This window comes from Sphingorhabdus sp. EL138 (assembly GCF_945862485.1).
Taxonomy (GTDB): domain Bacteria; phylum Pseudomonadota; class Alphaproteobacteria; order Sphingomonadales; family Sphingomonadaceae; genus Sphingorhabdus_B.
In genome coordinates this window covers 39240-55857 of the sequence record NZ_CAMAYF010000004.1, presented here as the reverse complement: position 1 = coordinate 55857, position 16618 = coordinate 39240, and the positions used below count along the sequence as shown (strand labels likewise).

The 16618-nt window shown below is 54.5% G+C and carries 16 protein-coding genes; 9 read left to right on the top strand and 7 right to left on the bottom strand.

Annotation, left to right across the window (positions count from 1 at the left end; all coding sequences use genetic code 11):
• Positions 1-33: 33 nt before the first annotated feature.
• Positions 34-1248, bottom strand: a complete 1215-nt coding sequence (locus tag Q0O33_RS03005; RefSeq protein WP_295495889.1) for a hypothetical protein — start codon at positions 1246-1248, stop codon at positions 34-36.
• A gap of 214 nt (positions 1249-1462) precedes the next feature.
• On the opposite strand from Q0O33_RS03005, the gene Q0O33_RS03000 reads away from it, so the two are divergent.
• On the top strand, positions 1463-3754 hold the full coding sequence (locus Q0O33_RS03000; protein ID WP_295495887.1) for a hypothetical protein: 2292 nt from the start codon (positions 1463-1465) through the stop codon (positions 3752-3754).
• Positions 3755-3792: 38 nt separating this feature from the next.
• On the opposite strand, the gene Q0O33_RS02995 is transcribed toward Q0O33_RS03000, so the two are convergent.
• From Q0O33_RS02995 to Q0O33_RS02980, 4 genes are read right to left on the bottom strand one after another with little or no spacing between them, the layout of a single operon-like run.
• Positions 3793-4320 carry a hypothetical protein gene (locus Q0O33_RS02995; protein WP_295495885.1) on the bottom strand — a complete coding sequence of 176 codons (528 nt, stop codon included), beginning with the start codon at positions 4318-4320 and terminating at the stop codon, positions 3793-3795.
• 35 nt (positions 4321-4355) lie between these two features.
• The gene (locus tag Q0O33_RS02990) at positions 4356-5537 is read right to left on the bottom strand and encodes an RsmB/NOP family class I SAM-dependent RNA methyltransferase (protein WP_295495882.1); all 1182 of its coding nucleotides are present in this window, start codon (positions 5535-5537) and stop codon (positions 4356-4358) included.
• A gap of 3 nt (positions 5538-5540) precedes the next feature.
• Positions 5541-7001, bottom strand: a complete 1461-nt coding sequence (guaB, locus tag Q0O33_RS02985) for an IMP dehydrogenase (protein WP_295495879.1) — start codon at positions 6999-7001, stop codon at positions 5541-5543.
• Between the two features lie 54 nt (positions 7002-7055).
• Complete coding sequence (locus tag Q0O33_RS02980; protein WP_295495875.1) at positions 7056-8540, bottom strand: M28 family peptidase; 1485 nt, start codon at positions 8538-8540, stop codon at positions 7056-7058.
• 279 nt (positions 8541-8819) lie between these two features.
• On the opposite strand from Q0O33_RS02980, the gene Q0O33_RS02975 reads away from it, so the two are divergent.
• Positions 8820-9053: a hypothetical protein gene (locus Q0O33_RS02975; protein WP_295495850.1), complete on the top strand. Its 234-nt coding sequence runs from the start codon at positions 8820-8822 to the stop codon at positions 9051-9053.
• 104 nt (positions 9054-9157) lie between these two features.
• Here the strand turns inward: Q0O33_RS02975 and Q0O33_RS02970 are convergent, their stop codons facing one another.
• On the bottom strand, positions 9158-9613 hold the full coding sequence (locus Q0O33_RS02970; protein ID WP_295495847.1) for a hypothetical protein: 456 nt from the start codon (positions 9611-9613) through the stop codon (positions 9158-9160).
• Between the two features lie 35 nt (positions 9614-9648).
• Positions 9649-11250, bottom strand: coding sequence for a phosphoenolpyruvate carboxykinase (locus Q0O33_RS02965; protein ID WP_295495845.1), 1602 nt, complete (start codon positions 11248-11250; stop codon positions 9649-9651).
• A 190-nt stretch (positions 11251-11440) separates the two neighbouring features.
• Between Q0O33_RS02965 and Q0O33_RS02960 the strand changes: the two genes are divergently transcribed.
• Genes Q0O33_RS02960 through Q0O33_RS02930 form a run of 7 tightly spaced genes read left to right on the top strand, consistent with a single transcriptional unit; the run spans position 11441 to position 16611 of the window.
• Positions 11441-12148, top strand: coding sequence for a response regulator transcription factor (locus Q0O33_RS02960; RefSeq protein ID WP_295495842.1), 708 nt, complete (start codon positions 11441-11443; stop codon positions 12146-12148).
• On the top strand, positions 12117-13697 hold the full coding sequence (locus Q0O33_RS02955; RefSeq protein WP_295495839.1) for a stimulus-sensing domain-containing protein: 1581 nt from the start codon (positions 12117-12119) through the stop codon (positions 13695-13697). Before Q0O33_RS02960 ends, Q0O33_RS02955 begins: the two co-directional genes overlap by 32 nt.
• Positions 13652-14170 carry an HPr kinase/phosphatase C-terminal domain-containing protein gene (locus tag Q0O33_RS02950; RefSeq protein WP_295495837.1) on the top strand — a complete coding sequence of 173 codons (519 nt, stop codon included), beginning with the start codon at positions 13652-13654 and terminating at the stop codon, positions 14168-14170. The genes Q0O33_RS02955 and Q0O33_RS02950 overlap by 46 nt, the downstream gene beginning before the upstream one ends.
• Entirely contained in the window at positions 14167-15132 is a 966-nt protein-coding gene (rapZ, locus tag Q0O33_RS02945; protein ID WP_295495835.1) for an RNase adapter RapZ, read from the top strand. Before Q0O33_RS02950 ends, rapZ begins: the two co-directional genes overlap by 4 nt.
• Complete coding sequence (locus Q0O33_RS02940; RefSeq protein ID WP_295495832.1) at positions 15129-15533, top strand: PTS sugar transporter subunit IIA; 405 nt, start codon at positions 15129-15131, stop codon at positions 15531-15533. Before rapZ ends, Q0O33_RS02940 begins: the two co-directional genes overlap by 4 nt.
• Positions 15530-15808 (top strand): HPr family phosphocarrier protein, encoded by a 279-nt coding sequence (locus tag Q0O33_RS02935; protein WP_295495829.1) that lies wholly within the window; start codon positions 15530-15532, stop codon positions 15806-15808. The genes Q0O33_RS02940 and Q0O33_RS02935 overlap by 4 nt, the downstream gene beginning before the upstream one ends.
• Complete coding sequence (locus Q0O33_RS02930) at positions 15808-16611, top strand: RNA methyltransferase (RefSeq protein ID WP_295495826.1); 804 nt, start codon at positions 15808-15810, stop codon at positions 16609-16611. Before Q0O33_RS02935 ends, Q0O33_RS02930 begins: the two co-directional genes overlap by 1 nt.
• The last annotated feature ends 7 nt before the right edge of the window (positions 16612-16618 follow it).

The following is a 16618-nucleotide window of genomic DNA, read 5'->3' as shown; positions in this document are numbered from 1 at the left end:
CACGTTGAATTTAGCGTTAACCCGGCTTTCGGCTTAGTTTGATGCATTGCCGTCGGTATCGCGCTTTATGTTTGCGATGAGCAAGATGCTAAATTGCAACACCATGATCCACTGCAATGTCGACGTTATTCCAACGGTTGCAGCTCCGACAATAGCCAGTAACGCCAAAGCAGCAGGTGAATGCAGCAATTGTTTCGCCCAATTGGGCATCGCCATTTTCCGGGCAAGATAAGCAAGCGAGGCCACGGCAAAAGCCGCAAATAAGCCATTGTCATGATAAGATGTTGCCACATAAGCGCTGCCAAACATGGCCAATATGATCAGCGCCCAAGTGACAACAGACAGGCTCTGTATGTGATCACTGCCATCTGCATCATCCGTTGCTGCAAGACGTAGTGCGTTCGCCGCGATGGAGAGAAAGGCCGCGCCGCTTGCTGCCGTGGCTAAATTTCCAATCCCCAACGCAACTGCCGCTAATGCTATCACAGGGCTTGCGAATTTGGTCGCAGTTACCGCTGCCGGGCTTTGCCAGATGAGGGGAACTATGCGGGCAAGGATTGGCCCGAGCACATGTGCCTCAATAAAGCCTGCCCTACTTGCAACACGTCGCCGGAGTATCTGGCGATTGAGTTCCGAAAAATCCTGCGCGCCCGTCAAAACGGTCAGCGTGCCATTTTGAACATGCTGTTGCGACAATGGGCGGAACGGAACTTTGGCCAGCAAAGCCTGCCGCAGCAGCGACGATATAATGCTCCAGTCTTCTGGCAGGTCACGCAACATGGCGATAGCGTCATATCCAACAACCGAGACACCGGCCCAACGCGTATTGATATCAATACGTTCAAACGCGCGATTTTCGTCACGGCCATCAATGGTTGCGATGAAATTGTCGCTGAATTTGAGCAGCGTCTCAATCAAGCCCAGCTGTACATATAACTGCCCGGATTGTACCCATATCCTGTCGTCAGTGTCGATGTGACGCAGGATGTCCGCGCCCGTGCGGACAAAATCGACCGTCAATTTACGCAAGCGGCAACGGTCGGCCAGCTCGATTAATGCGCCATCGATGTTTTCGACCTCAATCAGAAAACTTGGGATACCGGCACGCGCGAGCATCATTATCTGATATTCGATCAAGGATACGCCAGCCAAGTCCGAACGCAAAGCACCGGTCGCCGCAAACTGTCCACTGCCATTATAGTACGCGACGGAGAGTAAGGCGATTGTCGGGATATTCGAATTTCGCACGGAAAGCATTTTCCCGATATGAAGGATCAAGCCGTTTTGCCAACAGAAATTTTGAATACCTACCCAATATACACCCTTTAAGGCGCTCAATTGCAATCATCATTTCACCCTAGCAGCGGCCAAATTCGCCACAGTCCTCTGCCATTTTCCGCCCCTTATCGCGATTTGATAAGTTTGCGTTTCTCTCATCGAATAATGTGTTAAATGGTACGTTATGACTATACGCTCCAAAATCGTCGGCCTGAACCGCGACATCACTGAAACCAACCAAGAAGCGGCCTTGCCGCCCGCTAGCAGCAATGCTGAAGGCGCGACCGAAGATGATCAAGCAGTGGACCATGATTATGATGATATTGCGCACGAAACGGCGCCTCGCTTAGGTATCGGGCATTATGTTGTCCCGACACTGCTGTTGATCGCATTTTCCGCATGGTCGGCGTTTTTTGGCCTGACTTATTGGCCTGAAGCGCAATTCGGCATGAACAATGATCGGATAATCACGCTGATCGTCACATGGGCTGTTCCTTCGCTCTTTATTGCTGTCCTCTGGATGCTGGTCATGCGCAACAGTAGCCGAGAAGCCACACGCTTTGGCAGGGTCGCGAACATGTTGCGAACCGAAAGCGATGCGTTAGCGATCCGGATGCGGACCGTGAACGAAGAAATAGCGCTTGCGCGCCAATTTCTATCGCAAAATGCGCGTGAGCTGGAAACATTGGGTCGCCAGTCCTCGAAAAACCTTGTGGACTCTGCGCAGTTGTTATCAGCTGCCCTGGCCGATAGCGATGATAAGGCAAAAACGCTGGAATCAGTGAGCAACGCCGCCAATATAAATTTGGAACAACTGCGCAAACATCTGCCCGTTGTGACCAGAGCAGCTAAAGATGTCAGTAACCAGATTGGAAGCGCAGGTAATGATGCGCAGATCCAGATTAAGTCGCTGATTGCTGCCCTTGAACGCGTAAGCGATGCAGGCAAGTCAGTAAGTGATTATATCGAGAATGTCGAAACACGCGCGGATGACTTGTCCATCCGGCTCGCGCAGTCGCTGGGTAACAGTGTGAAGATGCTCGATGATACCAGCATTGAAGCGCTCGACCGAAGCACCGAAATGGCCACGCTTATGGACAATGCCGCACAAGCGATTTCCAACGGTATCGCGCAGGCATCAAGCGAAGTCGACACCGTCATTGCCCGCAGTAAAACGCAAATCCTGTCCAACCTTGCCGATTTACGTCGGTCTTTGGGTAATATTGAAGCCCAATCCAGCCAGGAAGAGGCGCGCATTCAGGCTATGATCGCGAATATCAGCGATCATATTCAAAACAGTGCCGTGCAGATTTCAGAGATTGACCGCGCAGCCACGGACCAAACGGCAAAGCTTGCCTTTGCCGTATCGGCGCTGGGCGAAAGCACTCGTTCGGTGGGAAGTGCCCTGTCGGATAACCAATTGACGACGGCCAGCTTACTTGACCAATCAGACAAGTTAATTGTTTCACTGAGCACGGCCAATTTGGAAATTGGCCATAAGATTCCCGCCGCGATGGACAGCGTAAACGCGCGCATGACACAAGGTATAGAGCAAGTGAACGCAGCGCTTGCCGCCGCGGAATCGCTCAACAACATAAGCGATGGAACGCTTGCAAAGCTGAACGATATTGAACATTTAATCTCCGCGCAACATGATGCTGTTGGCGCGCTGATGGCCGAAAGCGATGCACATTTTGCCGCACGTCATGACCAAGTCGATGCACTTGGTGCTGCGCTCAAACAAACGCAGGCTCTGCTTCAGGATATGTCGGATCAAGCAAATGACAATTTGGTCACGTCGTTACTGCGCGTACGTGAAACAACGCGCGCTGCCGCCGAAAGCAGCCGCAAGGTCCTCGACGAAGAACTGGCGCATGTCGCGGATCAATTGACTGAGCAGAACCGCACGGCATTGGCCAATGCATTGGATGCGCAGGTCGCGTCGATGAATGAAGCGGTGCAGGAAGCCATAGCACGCAACATCGCATTGTCGGAAACCGCCTCTTCCTTGGTGGCCAAGCAGCTCGGCGAACTCAATGACATGACGACGAGCCTTGAAGGCCGAATTGCCGATACGATCAACAGCTTTGAATCGGTCCAAGATGACAGCTTTGCCCGCCGTATGGTGATTTTAACCGAATCTTTGAATTCGACGGCTATCGACGTTACCAAGATATTATACAACGACGTGACAGATACCGCATGGGCAGCTTATTTAAAAGGCGACAGGGGCGTATTTACCCGTCGCGCCGTGCGCTTGCTGGATTCACGTGAGGCAAAGATCATTGCAAAACATTATGCCGATGACAGCGATTTCCGGGAACATGTGAATAGGTACGTGCATGACTTCGAAGGCATCATGCGCCTGCTGCTGAGCACGCGCGACGGCAACGCCATCGGCGTTACCTTGCTATCGTCGGACATTGGGAAGCTTTACGTCGCGCTGGCGCAAGCCATTGAACGGCTGCGCAACTAGGCCGTAGACCCTTATATATGGGTCCACGGCCTAAGCGATCAATTCGCCTTTGGCTCCGGCATGGCGCCCAATTTCGCTTTCAGGTCGACCGCGCTTGCCTGCGCCTGTTCTTTACGTGACGCTGCGTCGATGGTCCGCGAAAGCCGGGCGACGGAGGCGCAATCGGCGCGGCACACTGTCGTCAGCCGGGCCATATTCTTGCGCGCCTGTTCCAGCGCGCCTTTGGCGATAAAGGCATCGGCTTGCTCAGCCAACGCAATCTGATCGTTGGCATCAATTTCCAGCGCTTCTGCATAAAAGCTGATGGCCTTGCCGTTCAGCCCTTGGGCCTTCACCGCGCGTGCCATGGCAATATAAGCGGCGCGGTTACGTGGGTCGACCGCCAGCGCGCTTTCATACCAGCCGATTGCGCTATTAAGTCGGCCAGCGTTGGCTTCTTCGTCGCCGGTGTTCACCAACGCGATCGAACGCGCATCAATATCTTTGTCCGCGCGCCCACTAATGCTGGCGCTCGACATAATGGCAAGTGTGAGTGACAGGGCAATAGCCGCGGGTGAAAAACGCATAAAATTCATCCAAAAATTATTGGTCCACTTCGCTATCACAGCTTTTGGAGCCTCGCGAAGAAAAATCCATCGCTGCCGTCATGTAACGGCGTCAGCAGCACCCCGTCACCATCGGCACGGCCTATAGAAACACCGGTTTCCACCGCGCGCCAGCCCTTATGCGATTTCAAAAATGCTGCCACTTGCCCCTTGCCCTCATTTTCGATGAGCGAGCATACCGCATAAACGATATGCCCGCCGCGCGCGACCATTTCTGAACCAATGTCCAAAAGCTTGGCTTGCTCCTCGACCACACGCTTCAACCGTGCTGCATCCAAACGCCAGCGTGTTTCCGGATTCCGCCGCCATGTGCCGCTGCCGGAGCAAGGTGCATCTATGAGAACAAGATCACATTTATTCTGAAGATCTACCAACATCTCCTTCTCTTTATCAGGATTTAATAGCTGCGTTTCGACATTCGTCGCCCCCGCTCGTGCTGCGCGTGGCTTTAACTGGTCCAGACGGTTGCGGTTGGTGTCGGTGGCGATCAGGCGCCCTGCGTTGCGCATCGCTGCGGCCAAGGCAAGTGTCTTACCCCCCGCACCAGCACACAGGTCAAGCACTGTGCCAAGCCCCTTGGCCTGACACGCCTCGACGATGAGCTGGCTTCCCAAATCCTGAATCTCAAGCTGGCCATTTTCGACCGCCGGATGGCTGTCGATTGCAGTACCGCCAGGCAGCCGCAATGCAAACTCGAGCGCTTGCAATATTTCTGCTTCCGGCAACAAAGCCGCAATTTCCTCCCGGCGGGCCTTTAACGCATTGACGCGCAGGTCCATCGGCGCACGGTCCAGCAAGGATGCTTGCTCCGCTTCATCGACAACTGCGGAAAATAAAGGCTTAATCCATTTGGGTAAAGCACCACCGGTTGACCGCGCCTCGGCCGGATCAATCACAGCCGGACCATAATCGCAGCCGTCGAACAGCGCCGCCAGCGCCGGATCGGCATCAGCCATCGCGGCGAAGGCCGAGCGTGCGGTCGCGGGGCGCTTGCCAAAACGCCGGATAACGCCCCACGCCAAATCACGCACTGCGCGGCGGTCTTTTGACCCCGCATAGCGCCGCTCTGCAAAAAAGCGTTTGGCAATCTGGTCTGCAGACGCACCGCCATCGCGGGCCGCAAGGATGATTTGGTCAACCAGCTCAATCGCCGATTGCAGGCGCGCAGCGGGCCTCATATCTTAACGCGTTGGGTAATTGGGTGCTTCGCGTGTGATGGTAACGTCATGAACATGGCTTTCCCGTAATCCGGCATTGGTGATGCGCACAAACTGCGCGCGATCCTGAAGGTCGGCGATTGTGCGCGAACCTGTATAACCCATGGCAGCCTTTACGCCGCCGACAAGCTGATGAATGACATCCCGTGCAGGTCCTTTGAAGGGTACCTGCCCTTCAATGCCTTCAGGAACCAGTTTAAGCTGGTCCTTAATATCTTGCTGAAAATAGCGGTCAGCGGAACCACGCGCCATTGCCCCGACACTGCCCATGCCGCGATAGCTTTTATAGGCGCGGCCTTGATACAGGAATGTCTCGCCCGGTGCCTCTTCGGTACCCGCCAGCAATGATCCGACCATTACCGATGATGCACCCGCCGCAAGCGCCTTGGCAACATCACCCGATGTCCGCAATCCGCCATCCGCGATAACCGGAACACCCGATTTTGCCGCTTCTGCGGCCGATTCCATTATTGCCGTCAATTGCGGCACGCCTACGCCTGCAACCACGCGGGTGGTGCATATTGACCCAGGGCCAATGCCAACTTTGATGCCATCTGCACCCGCATCAATCAATGCGCGCGTGGCTGTGGCGGTGGCGACATTGCCGGCCACAATCTGAACCTCTGGCGCCATGCGTTTGATTTCGGCAACCGCAGCGGCAACCATCGCGCTATGGCCATGCGCCGTGTCCACGACGATCAGGTCGCACTCTGCATCAATCAGTGCCTTTGTGTAGGCTAAGCCTTTTTCACCCACGGTGGTCGCTGCGGCGACGCGCAACCGTCCGGAGCTATCTTTGGTGGCATTGGGGTACAAAACGGCTTTTTCGATATCCTTGACCGTAATAAGGCCAATGCAATGATAGGCATCGTCGACAACCAACAGCTTCTCAATCCGCCGCTGATGCAACAAACGCCGCGCCTCTTCTTGGGTGACGGAGGCGGAAACTGTCGCCAGATTTTCGTGCGTCATAAGTTCGGACACAGGCTGCGCCGGATTTTCGGCAAAGCGCACATCGCGGTTGGTCAATATACCGGCCAGCTTTCCGCTCGCCTCCACCACCGGAATGCCGGAAATGGCGTTCGCGAGCATCAACGCCTGCGCCTCGGCCAAAGTGGCGTCTGGCGCGATGGTGATTGGGTTGACGACCATGCCGCTTTCAAAGCGCTTCACCTGACGCACCGCGGCGCATTGCTCTTCGATGCTGAGATTGCGGTGTAAAACACCAATGCCGCCAAGCTGCGCCATGACAATGGCCATGCGCGCTTCGGTCACGGTGTCCATCGCCGACGACAGAATAGGGATATTCAACGAAATGTTTTTGGTCAGCCGCGTCCGCGTGTCCGCTTGGCTGGGCAAAATGTCGGACGCAGCGGGCTGTAACAGCACGTCGTCAAATGTCAGACCGAGAGGAATTTCTTTCATAGGGCCACCGCTTTAAGCTTTGATTCGTGGCGGCCCATGTAAACAGTAACGTTTTTATTCGCCAGCCTTCTTCGATTTATATTTTCGCGTATCGGCAAAGTGCCGACCAAGCGCAATGTGCAGGTCGGTATCTTCGGCGGCACCGCCCAATTCCGTTCTGTCCGCCAATTCATCATTGGGGCCATGATAATCGCTGCCCAAAAATTTCTGCAAGAGGTTCAGGTCGGCAAATGAACCACCCACCATCAAAGAAGGAACACCCTTTTGCGCCAGCGCCCACCCGTCCTGCCGTTGCAGGAAGGCATTTGCATCGGTTGAACCTTCAATCGCACGGCCGGTCTTCTTCGCCACGGCTTCAACCACGGCATCCATCGGCGTTGTTCCCCGACCAATAATCGCCACCTTGGCCCCGCGCGCCGCAATGGCAATGGTGTCGATATTCAACGAAATTATGATCTGGTCCAACGGTAGCACAGGTTTATCGGCAAAGGCATAAGCGCCCAACAGGCCACTTTCCTCTGCTGTCGTGGCCAGGAAATAGATATCGCGGTAATGCTTCTTCTTCGCCAATGCTTCGGCAACTTCGTTCATCACCGCAATGCCGCTGGCGTTATCGACGGCACCATTACAGATACGGTCCGGCGCGCCTTCGGGTGCACAGATGCCCAAATGGTCCCAATGCCCCATGAACAATATAGCGCCGCTGTTCTTTTTACGCCCAGCGATTTTGCCGATCACATTTGAACTGTTGAAACGATACAGGTCGGTTTTCACATCGAAATCTGCATCAATACCAAGTGCTTCGCCCGCATAATCAGCCTGTTTGGCGTTCGCGCGCAACTTGTCCCAATCTTGCCCCGCAGCTGTAACCAAACCGACCATGAATTCGGTGCTGATCGCGCCTTCCAATGGCGCGCGCTTTTCCCGGCTTTGCAGTGTAATAGGACGCGACAAAAGCTGACGGCGCAATGTTAGCCAATTGCCTTGGCTATCCCCCACAAAAATCACGGCCTCTGCGCCGGCTGCGATTAAGGCTTCGCGCCGCGCACGGGGTGATTTCATGTTGTCGGGCACGTTGTCCGCACCAAAGAGCACGAAAGCCGCCTTACCCTTGACGTCCGCGGCCACCTGCCCCTTCGCGGTCACGCCTGCTCCGGTGAATATCAATGGCAAATTGCTGCGCGTATAAGCCGCTTTCTGACCGATCAGGACAATATCATCCGACACGATCCGCAAGGTGCGGCCCTTTGCGGTAAAAGCATAAGTGGAGCTGCCCTGCCCGCGTTGAATAAGGGGCACCGGGTCAAACCAGCTACCATCCGCAGCCGCAGGCTTCAGCCCCGCCTTGGCCCATGCATCGGCAATATATTTTATCGTCTTTGTCTCGCCCGCGGTGCCAGGCTTGCGGCCTTCAAATGCATCGCTGGCCAGTATTTCGACATGACCGCGCAAATCCGCTTCTGTAACGCCTTTTGCAAACAATGGCCCGGAAGCCAGCGCAGCGAAGCTTACAAGAAAGGCAAAACGGGCAAGACGCATATTTATCGCTCCGAATTAGGATATCGCGTCACCCGTCGCATGTCGGGAACGCTCTATCGTCAATATCACTTCCTCTACATGCATCGATTCAATCATGCGACACTTAAATCGCTGCACGCCACCTCGGTTCGCCACAATAAAATCTTCCGCTTCGGCAAACGTCGCTGATCTCGACCAACGGCCCTGTTAGCGATCATGATCGCAGTGGGATGAACAAGGTTAGGAACGAACTCTTGAGTAACATTTGCGGTCTCGAACGTAACAATATAGGACAAAAAAATGGCAGAATGGCTCGACACAATATCAACGCATTGGTTCTGGCTTTCGCTTGGGCTTTTCCTCACATTTGCAGAATTGGTTGCGCGGGGTCGCTACCTTCTGTGGGTTGGCCTTGCCGCATTAATTATCGGCGTAGCGGACTATTTCCTGCCCATCACCCTTGCCTATCAAGTCGCAATGTTCGTTATATTGTCCGTCCTGACCGTCTTTACGGGCAAAAAATTGCAGGGGTAACGGCCAAACGAACTCAGCATTTCTGTTGGCTTGGGTGAGGTCCGCCATGTGAATTATGGCCGGCATTTGGTGTGGAACGCTTCTGTCTGCAGCAGGCCTGACGGCTACATCTGATCGAGGCTAGCACGATCAGGGGCAACGAAGCTTCGCCGTGCTGGCACCGAAAACAAGTGCTCTTTTGAATAAAAGTGAAGCGGCAAGTCCCGGCTTCCCCGATTTGATAGCAACAATCTATTCACCACTGCATACAGCGGCATGTCGCATCCCTCCTCACAAAGATGCGCCTTCACTGCCGCAATATAAACCTGCGTAATCGTTTCATGATAGCCTTGGCTATCGTCATTCACGCCGCCGCTCGCAATGTTGTACGCCGAAATAATCGCAGGCAGTTCGCGTTCTATAGTAATGTCCGGCCGATCAAGCAGTAGCCAGCAGCACGCCGCCAAATGCGCCTCATGCGTCCATGCTTCACGCGGCAAAGTGGCGGCCAAGAGCCCCTCGCCAATGGCGACTATCGACGCATCATCGTGAAACAAGCGCACTTCAAAATGGGACATCATCCGGACTTCCAACTGGTCCGGCTGATCCGGACGGATTAAGGAACTTTAGGTGCCGACTGCCTTACACCTTCATCAACATGATCGGCAAATTGCGCGAAGTTATCAATGAATTGCTGTGCCAGTTTTTGCGCGGTCACATCATATTCGGCGCTGTCGGTCCATGCCGCACGCGGATCAAGGATGCCACTGTCAACGCCCGGCACAGCAACCGGAAATTCAAAGCCGAAGTTCGGGTCGTTGCGGAATTCGGCATTGTTCAGGCTGCCATCTAGCGCCGCGTTCAACAGCGCACGTGTGGCCTTAATCGGCATGCGGCTGATACCCGGCATTGTGGCCTTGCCACCGGTCCAGCCGGTGTTGACCAACCAGCATTGCACATTGCCCTTGGCGATACGCTCTTTCAACAAATTGCCATACACGCTGGGGTGACGCGGCATGAAGGGCGCGCCAAAGCAGGTGGAGAATGTTGCCTCCGGTTCGGTAACGCCAATTTCGGTCCCGGCAACACGTGCAGTATAGCCTGAAAGGAAGTGATACATCGCCTGATCTGGCGTCAACCGCGCAATTGGAGGCAATACGCCATAGGCATCAGCGGTCAGGAAGATAATCGTGTTTGGCACAGGACCCATATTCTTTTCCGAAGTGTTCGGAATGTATTCGATGGGGTACGAACCACGGCTGTTTTCGGCGAGGCTATTATCGTCAAAATCCAATTCCCGCGTTTCGGGGTCAATGACGACATTTTCGAGCACAGTACCAAACCGCTTGGTGGTGGCGAAAATTTCAGGCTCTGCCTCGGGCGACAAGCGGATCATTTTGGCGTAGCAACCACCTTCAAAGTTGAAGACGGCGGTGTCGGACCAGCCATGCTCGTCATCGCCAATCAACGTGCGGCTGGCGTCAGCCGACAGGGTAGTTTTACCGGTGCCTGACAAGCCAAAAAACACGGCAGTATGGCCATCCGCACCAATATTGGCGGAGCAATGCATCGGCATCACGCCCTTTACCGGCAGCAGATAATTGAGGATGCCGAACACGGATTTCTTCATTTCACCAGCATAAGCGGTGCCACCAATGAGGATCAGCTTTTCGGAGAAATTGACCGCAATCACCGTCTCGCTGCGGCAACCATGTCGCGCAGGATCAGCGCGGAAGCTTGGCAAATCAATGATGGTATATTCGGGTACGAAGCTGGCCAATTCCTGTGGCGTTGGGCGCACCAGCAAGGTGCGAATGAACAGGTTATGCCACGCAAATTCGTTGATGACGCGAACGTTGACACGATGCTCAGGCTGCGACCCGCCGAACAGGTCCGCGACGTATAATTTGTCTTTACCACCAAGCGCCGCAATGAAATCTTCCTTCAGCGCGGCGAAATGTGCAGGGTCCATGGCGACGTTGGTTTTGCCCCACCAGATGCTATTTTCGGTTTCGGCATCGCGGACGATATACTTGTCCTTCGCGGACCGGCCTGTATGCGTGCCGGTTTTGACAACAAGCGGACCATCCTTGGACAAAATGCCTTCTGCATTGGCCAAAGCAGCCTCTACCAACGGCGCCGTGCCTAGGTTACAAAACAATGTCGCATCCGTGCCGAAACCCTGTTGCGAAAGTGAGATATTCAGTGGTGTCGACATTAAATGCTCCGGCAAAAGTTGCGAATCTAGTGCATACGTATGCAGTGTGAAGTCGCCGCCGGTATACGATGCATCATAGAAGGTCAAATAGAGGGCGCATCATTTTGCAAGACACAGGTTATCCACGACAGACTTTGCGTAGAATGAGCAATAGATTGAACCCCCGACGTTGCCACCCTATAGTTGAGTTATGAGCGCCAATATCGCCTTGGTTGATGACGACCGGAACATCCTGACCTCTGTATCGATTGCGATGCAGGCCGAAGGGTATGTGACGCGGATTTATTCGGACGGTGAAACTGCTTTAAAAGCATTGTTCGAAAATCCCGCAGATCTTGGCATTTTTGACATTAAAATGCCGCGGATGGACGGGTTGGAGCTGCTGCGGCGGCTGCGCGAAAAAAGTGAAATGCCCGTTATCTTCCTCACATCAAAGGATGAGGAACTGGACGAGGCACTTGGCCTCGCAATGGGTGCTGATGACTATATAACCAAGCCATTTTCGCAACGGCTGTTGATTGCGCGGGTAAAGGCGATTTTGCGACGCGCAACCTATGACAAGGTCACCGGCAATGGCGAAGCCGAGCCCGAACCAGAACCTATGGTGCGCGGCAAGCTGGAAATGGATCCGGCACGGCATCACGTCAGATGGGATGGAAGGCCACTTACACTTACGGTGACAGAGTTTATGATCCTTGAGGCATTGGCCAATCGACCAGGCGTCGTGCGCACCCGTGATCAATTGATGGATGCTGCCTATCAGGACGACGTCTATGTCGATGACCGCACCATTGACAGCCATATTAAACGGCTCCGGCGCAAATTCCGTGAAATTGACCCTGAATTCACCGCTATTGATACGCTTTATGGGGCTGGATATCGCTTCGCAGACAGCTGAACCCGCTGATCTGCAGCTGGGATGGAGCCGGGGGTTATCACTGACCGCCCGAATACTTGCCGTTAACCTGTTCGTACTTGCTTTGCTGGGCGCTGGTCTGTTTTTCCTCGACAGCTATCGCGTCCGGTTGATAGCAGAGCGCGAAAACGCAGCCCGCGTTCAGGCCAGTTTCCTGGTTTCCAGCCTGCCACTTATCGCCACGGAAAAGAGGGACGATTATATCGCCAAATTCGGACAATTAAACGGTTCGCGGATCCGCGTTTACGACCAAAATGGTAAGAAGATATTGGACAGCTTTGCGGGCCGTGCACCCACTTATGTCTTTCGCGACCCCGACAGTGAACCTTGGCCCAAAATTGCGGCACGCTGGATCGATGTCCTATTCGATTTCCTCGTCGGCGCGACCAAGCTGCAGCGCTATGAAGAACCCGCAGAGGATATCTCTTCCGCATGGTCTGAAATTCGCGCGGCAACGCCTTCCAAAGCTTCTTCGGTGGTCCGCTTTGCGCCCGACCTCACGCACATGATTAGCGCAGCCTCAACGTCGGGCGACCAAGGCTTTACTGTGCTGACCACCGCCAATGAACGCGACATCCGTTTGTTCGTCCGGGCAGAGCGCTTCAACGTCGGTATGTTTTTCTTGTTTGCGCTTGGCATCGGCGTTCTGCTCTCCGTATTTCTCGCCCGCACAATCATCCGTCCCTTGCGCCATCTGGCCCGCGCTGCTGTGAAGGTGCGGCTTGGTCGCGCGCAAGAGGTTACCGTTCCCCGCCTGCCCTCACGCCGCGACGAAATTGGTATGTTGGCCCGCGCGCTATCGGATATGAGCATCGCGCTGCGCCAACGCATCGATGCCACAGAAGCCTTTGCTGCCGATGTCGCACATGAGATTAAAAATCCGTTGGCATCTTTGCGGTCGGCACTGGACGGCGCAGAGCGGATTGAAGATCCAACATTGCGCAAACAATTAATGGATGTCGCAAAAGCCGACGTCCAGCGCATGGATCGCCTGATCAGCGACATTTCGGACGCGAGCCGTGTGGATTCGCAGCTGGCCAAAGCGAAGTTTGAACCCATCGATCTTGGCGATATGATCGAACAATTGCTTCAGGCCCGCGAAGATCGGGGCAGCGACAAAAACGTCAATATTGCCTTTGCGCGGCCACGCCGGAAAATTGCGACAGTTATGGGTGAAGATGTGCGTCTTGAACGAATGTTGACCAACTTGATCGACAATGCTGTGTCTTTCTCGCCCCGGGGGGCCGTTGTGGAAATATCCGCCACTCTGGCCGATGACGATGTCATCATCCGGATTAGCGATGAAGGCCCCGGCGTTCCTCCACAAGATCGGGAGGCCATTTTTCGACGTTTCCACAGCGAACGGCCAGCGACGGAAAATTTCGGAAAGCATAGCGGGCTTGGCCTTGCCATTGCGCGCACAATTATCGAGGGGCATCATGGGCGCATTGGCGTGCGCGACCGGGTTGATGGCAAAGGCGGGGCATGCTTCGAAATCGCACTGCCCTGCGCCGCTGCGGCAACGCGATGATGGCGGAAATGGTGCATGGTAGCGCCGTTGCCATTGACGGGAACGGAGTGCTGTTACTTGGACCGTCTGGTAGTGGGAAATCGGACCTGGCGCTTCGCCTGATTGACCATGGAGCAAAATTGATATGCGACGATATATTGCACATCGAAGAAATCAATGCTTTGCCACAACTGGCTTGTGCACCAAATATAGCGGGGAAAATCGAAGTGCGCGGCATCGGGATATGCCCCACGGATTTCGTTCCTTCCGCGCCATTGCGCCTCATCGTCGAATTGGCACAGGATGTGGACCGCATGCCGCCGAAGTATCAAAGCATAACCATAGCGGGTTACTCGGTGCCTATGTTCAAGCTGGATCCATTTCAGGCGAGCAGTGTATTAAAGGTGGAATGGGCACTGAAGTCGGTCATTGACGCTGAATTGCACCCAGTGGCAAACACGGTCGCCGCGTTTAACGAAAGCGAAATGATGTGACCCAGAACACAGCGTCCGAACCCCAGAAAATACTCTTGATCACCGGTGTGTCCGGCGCAGGTAAGACAACCGCGCTGAAAACGCTAGAAGACCTGGGCTGGGAAACAGTCGACAATTTCCCAATCAAGCTGGCAGGCCAATTGCTTAAAATTCCCGCGTCGGGCGGTGAGAGTGGCCCAAATATTCCTCTGGCGCTGGGCTTTGATAGCCGAACGCGCGGCTTTGATGCAGAAGCGTTGATCCGGCAAATCAAGAAGCTGCAGGCGCAACCTAATCTCGAAATAATGACGCTGTTTTTGGATTGCGCGGGCGTCGAAATTGAACGTCGCTACGCCGAAACCCGTCGCCGTCATCCCATGGCGCAAGACCGGCCCGCGATGGACGGCATTGCGATTGACCGCAGTGTGATGCAGCCTTTTCGCCGATGGGCGGAGGCCGTCATTGATACTAGCAAACTGTCGGCGCATGATTTGCAGGTTGTCATCCGCGAACAGTTCAGCAGCGATACGTCACCGCATTCTAACATCACGGTATCTAGCTTCGGATTTTCCCGCGGAGTCCCGCACAATGCCGACCTGGTATTTGACTTGCGTTTTTTACGAAACCCGCATTGGGATGGTAATTTGCGGCCTATGACGGGGCTGGATGCGGCGGTTGCCGATTATGTTGCCGCCGATCCGAAATATGATGAAGCCCTGCAGAAAATCCGCGACCTCCTGCAGTTCCTACTGCCGCTCTACGACGCGCAGGGGAAGGCTTATGTCAATATTGCCTTTGGGTGCACAGGTGGGCGGCACCGGTCTGTGCATGTTGCGGAAACTTTTGGCACTTGGTTGCGTGCGGATGGCTTTGCCTTGAAGGTGGCGCATCGCGATCTGACATCAAGACCAATTGACGCGCTGGAAGAGCCTGCTAACGGCGCAGACAGATTAACGTCGCGACAAGGCAGCAACATCACATGATCGGTTTGATTTTAGTCACGCATGGCAAACTGGCGAACGAGTTTCTTGTTGCGCTTGAACATGTTGTGGGGCCACAAAAGGACGTCGCGACCATTTGCATCGGCCCGCATGATGATATGGAAGCACGACGCAATGAAATCGCGGCTGCCATTAAAAAGGTCGATAGTGGTAAGGGCGTCATCATCCTATCCGATCTGTTCGGCGGAACACCCTCAAATCTGTCCATTTCCTTGCTGGATAGCGGACGTGTTGAAGTGATCGCGGGCGTAAACCTACCTATGCTTATCCGCCTCGATAGTGCGCGCAAAAACCTAGACGTAAAAGAGGCAGTGGCAGCCGCGCGTGAAGCTGGACGCAAATATATCAGCGTCGCTTCTGAAGTGCTTGAAGCTTCACGATGACACGGATTAGCCGCAGCGTCACAATCGTTAACATAAAGGGCCTCCACGCCCGCGCTAGCGCCAAGTTTGTGACGTTCGTGTCTCGCTTGCCCGAAGGTATCAAAGTTGAAGTCGAGAAAGATGGTCAATCCGTGACTGGCACATCTATCATGGGTTTAATGATGCTGGGCGCGGCCAAGGGTAGCGAAATCATCATTCATGTCGAAGGTGAACAGGCCGAACTCGCAATAGAAAAGCTGGTCGGGTTGGTTGTCGACGGTTTTGGCGAAGATTGATGCGTCGTGAAATTACCGGATTCTCGAATCCGCTGCTAAAGGAAATACGCGGGCTTCGTGAAAAGAAGCTCCGTAAACGCGCCGGGCTGTTTCTTGCCGAAGGTCTGCGCATTATGACCGAAGCGCGGGAGGCTGGATTTCTTCCCGAAATGCTGTTTCGGGTTAAAGATCGGCCAGTGCATGACCTTGAGGTAACTTTAGAGGCCGAAGTTCTGGCCAATGAAGGCGATGTTATCGAAACCAGCGCCGAAATTATGGCGAAACTGTCGGGCAAGGATAACACCCAAGCCGTGGTTGGCGTCTATCGGGACCATGGAACCGCGTTAGCGAACGTGGACCGGACGGCAGCGCCGATCTGGCTTGTGGCGCAATCCATGCGTGATCCCGGCAATCTTGGCACGATGTTGCGCACCGGCGATGCCGTGGGCGCTGGCGGGCTGATCCTGATTGATGATTGCACCGACCCATTTTCAGTTGAGTCCGTCCGCGCCAGCATGGGGGCCATTTTCACGCAAAAGGTCGTGCAATGCCGGTGGGAAGAATTCACGGCTTGGTTGCGGGCGGGCGAAGGCCAATTGGTCGGCACCAGCCTGCAAACCGATACCGACTATCAAGCGGCCTGCTATACCGCGCCATGCTTCATCCTGACAGGTAATGAGGCGCAGGGCCTACCGGACGATTATGAAGCCGAGTGCGACCTGCGCGTCAAAATGCCCATGCGTGGCAAAGCGGACAGCTTAAATGCGGCTGTCGCGACCGCAGTTATGGCCTATGAGGTCCTAAACCAGTTTCGGCATACCTAAGCCCAGT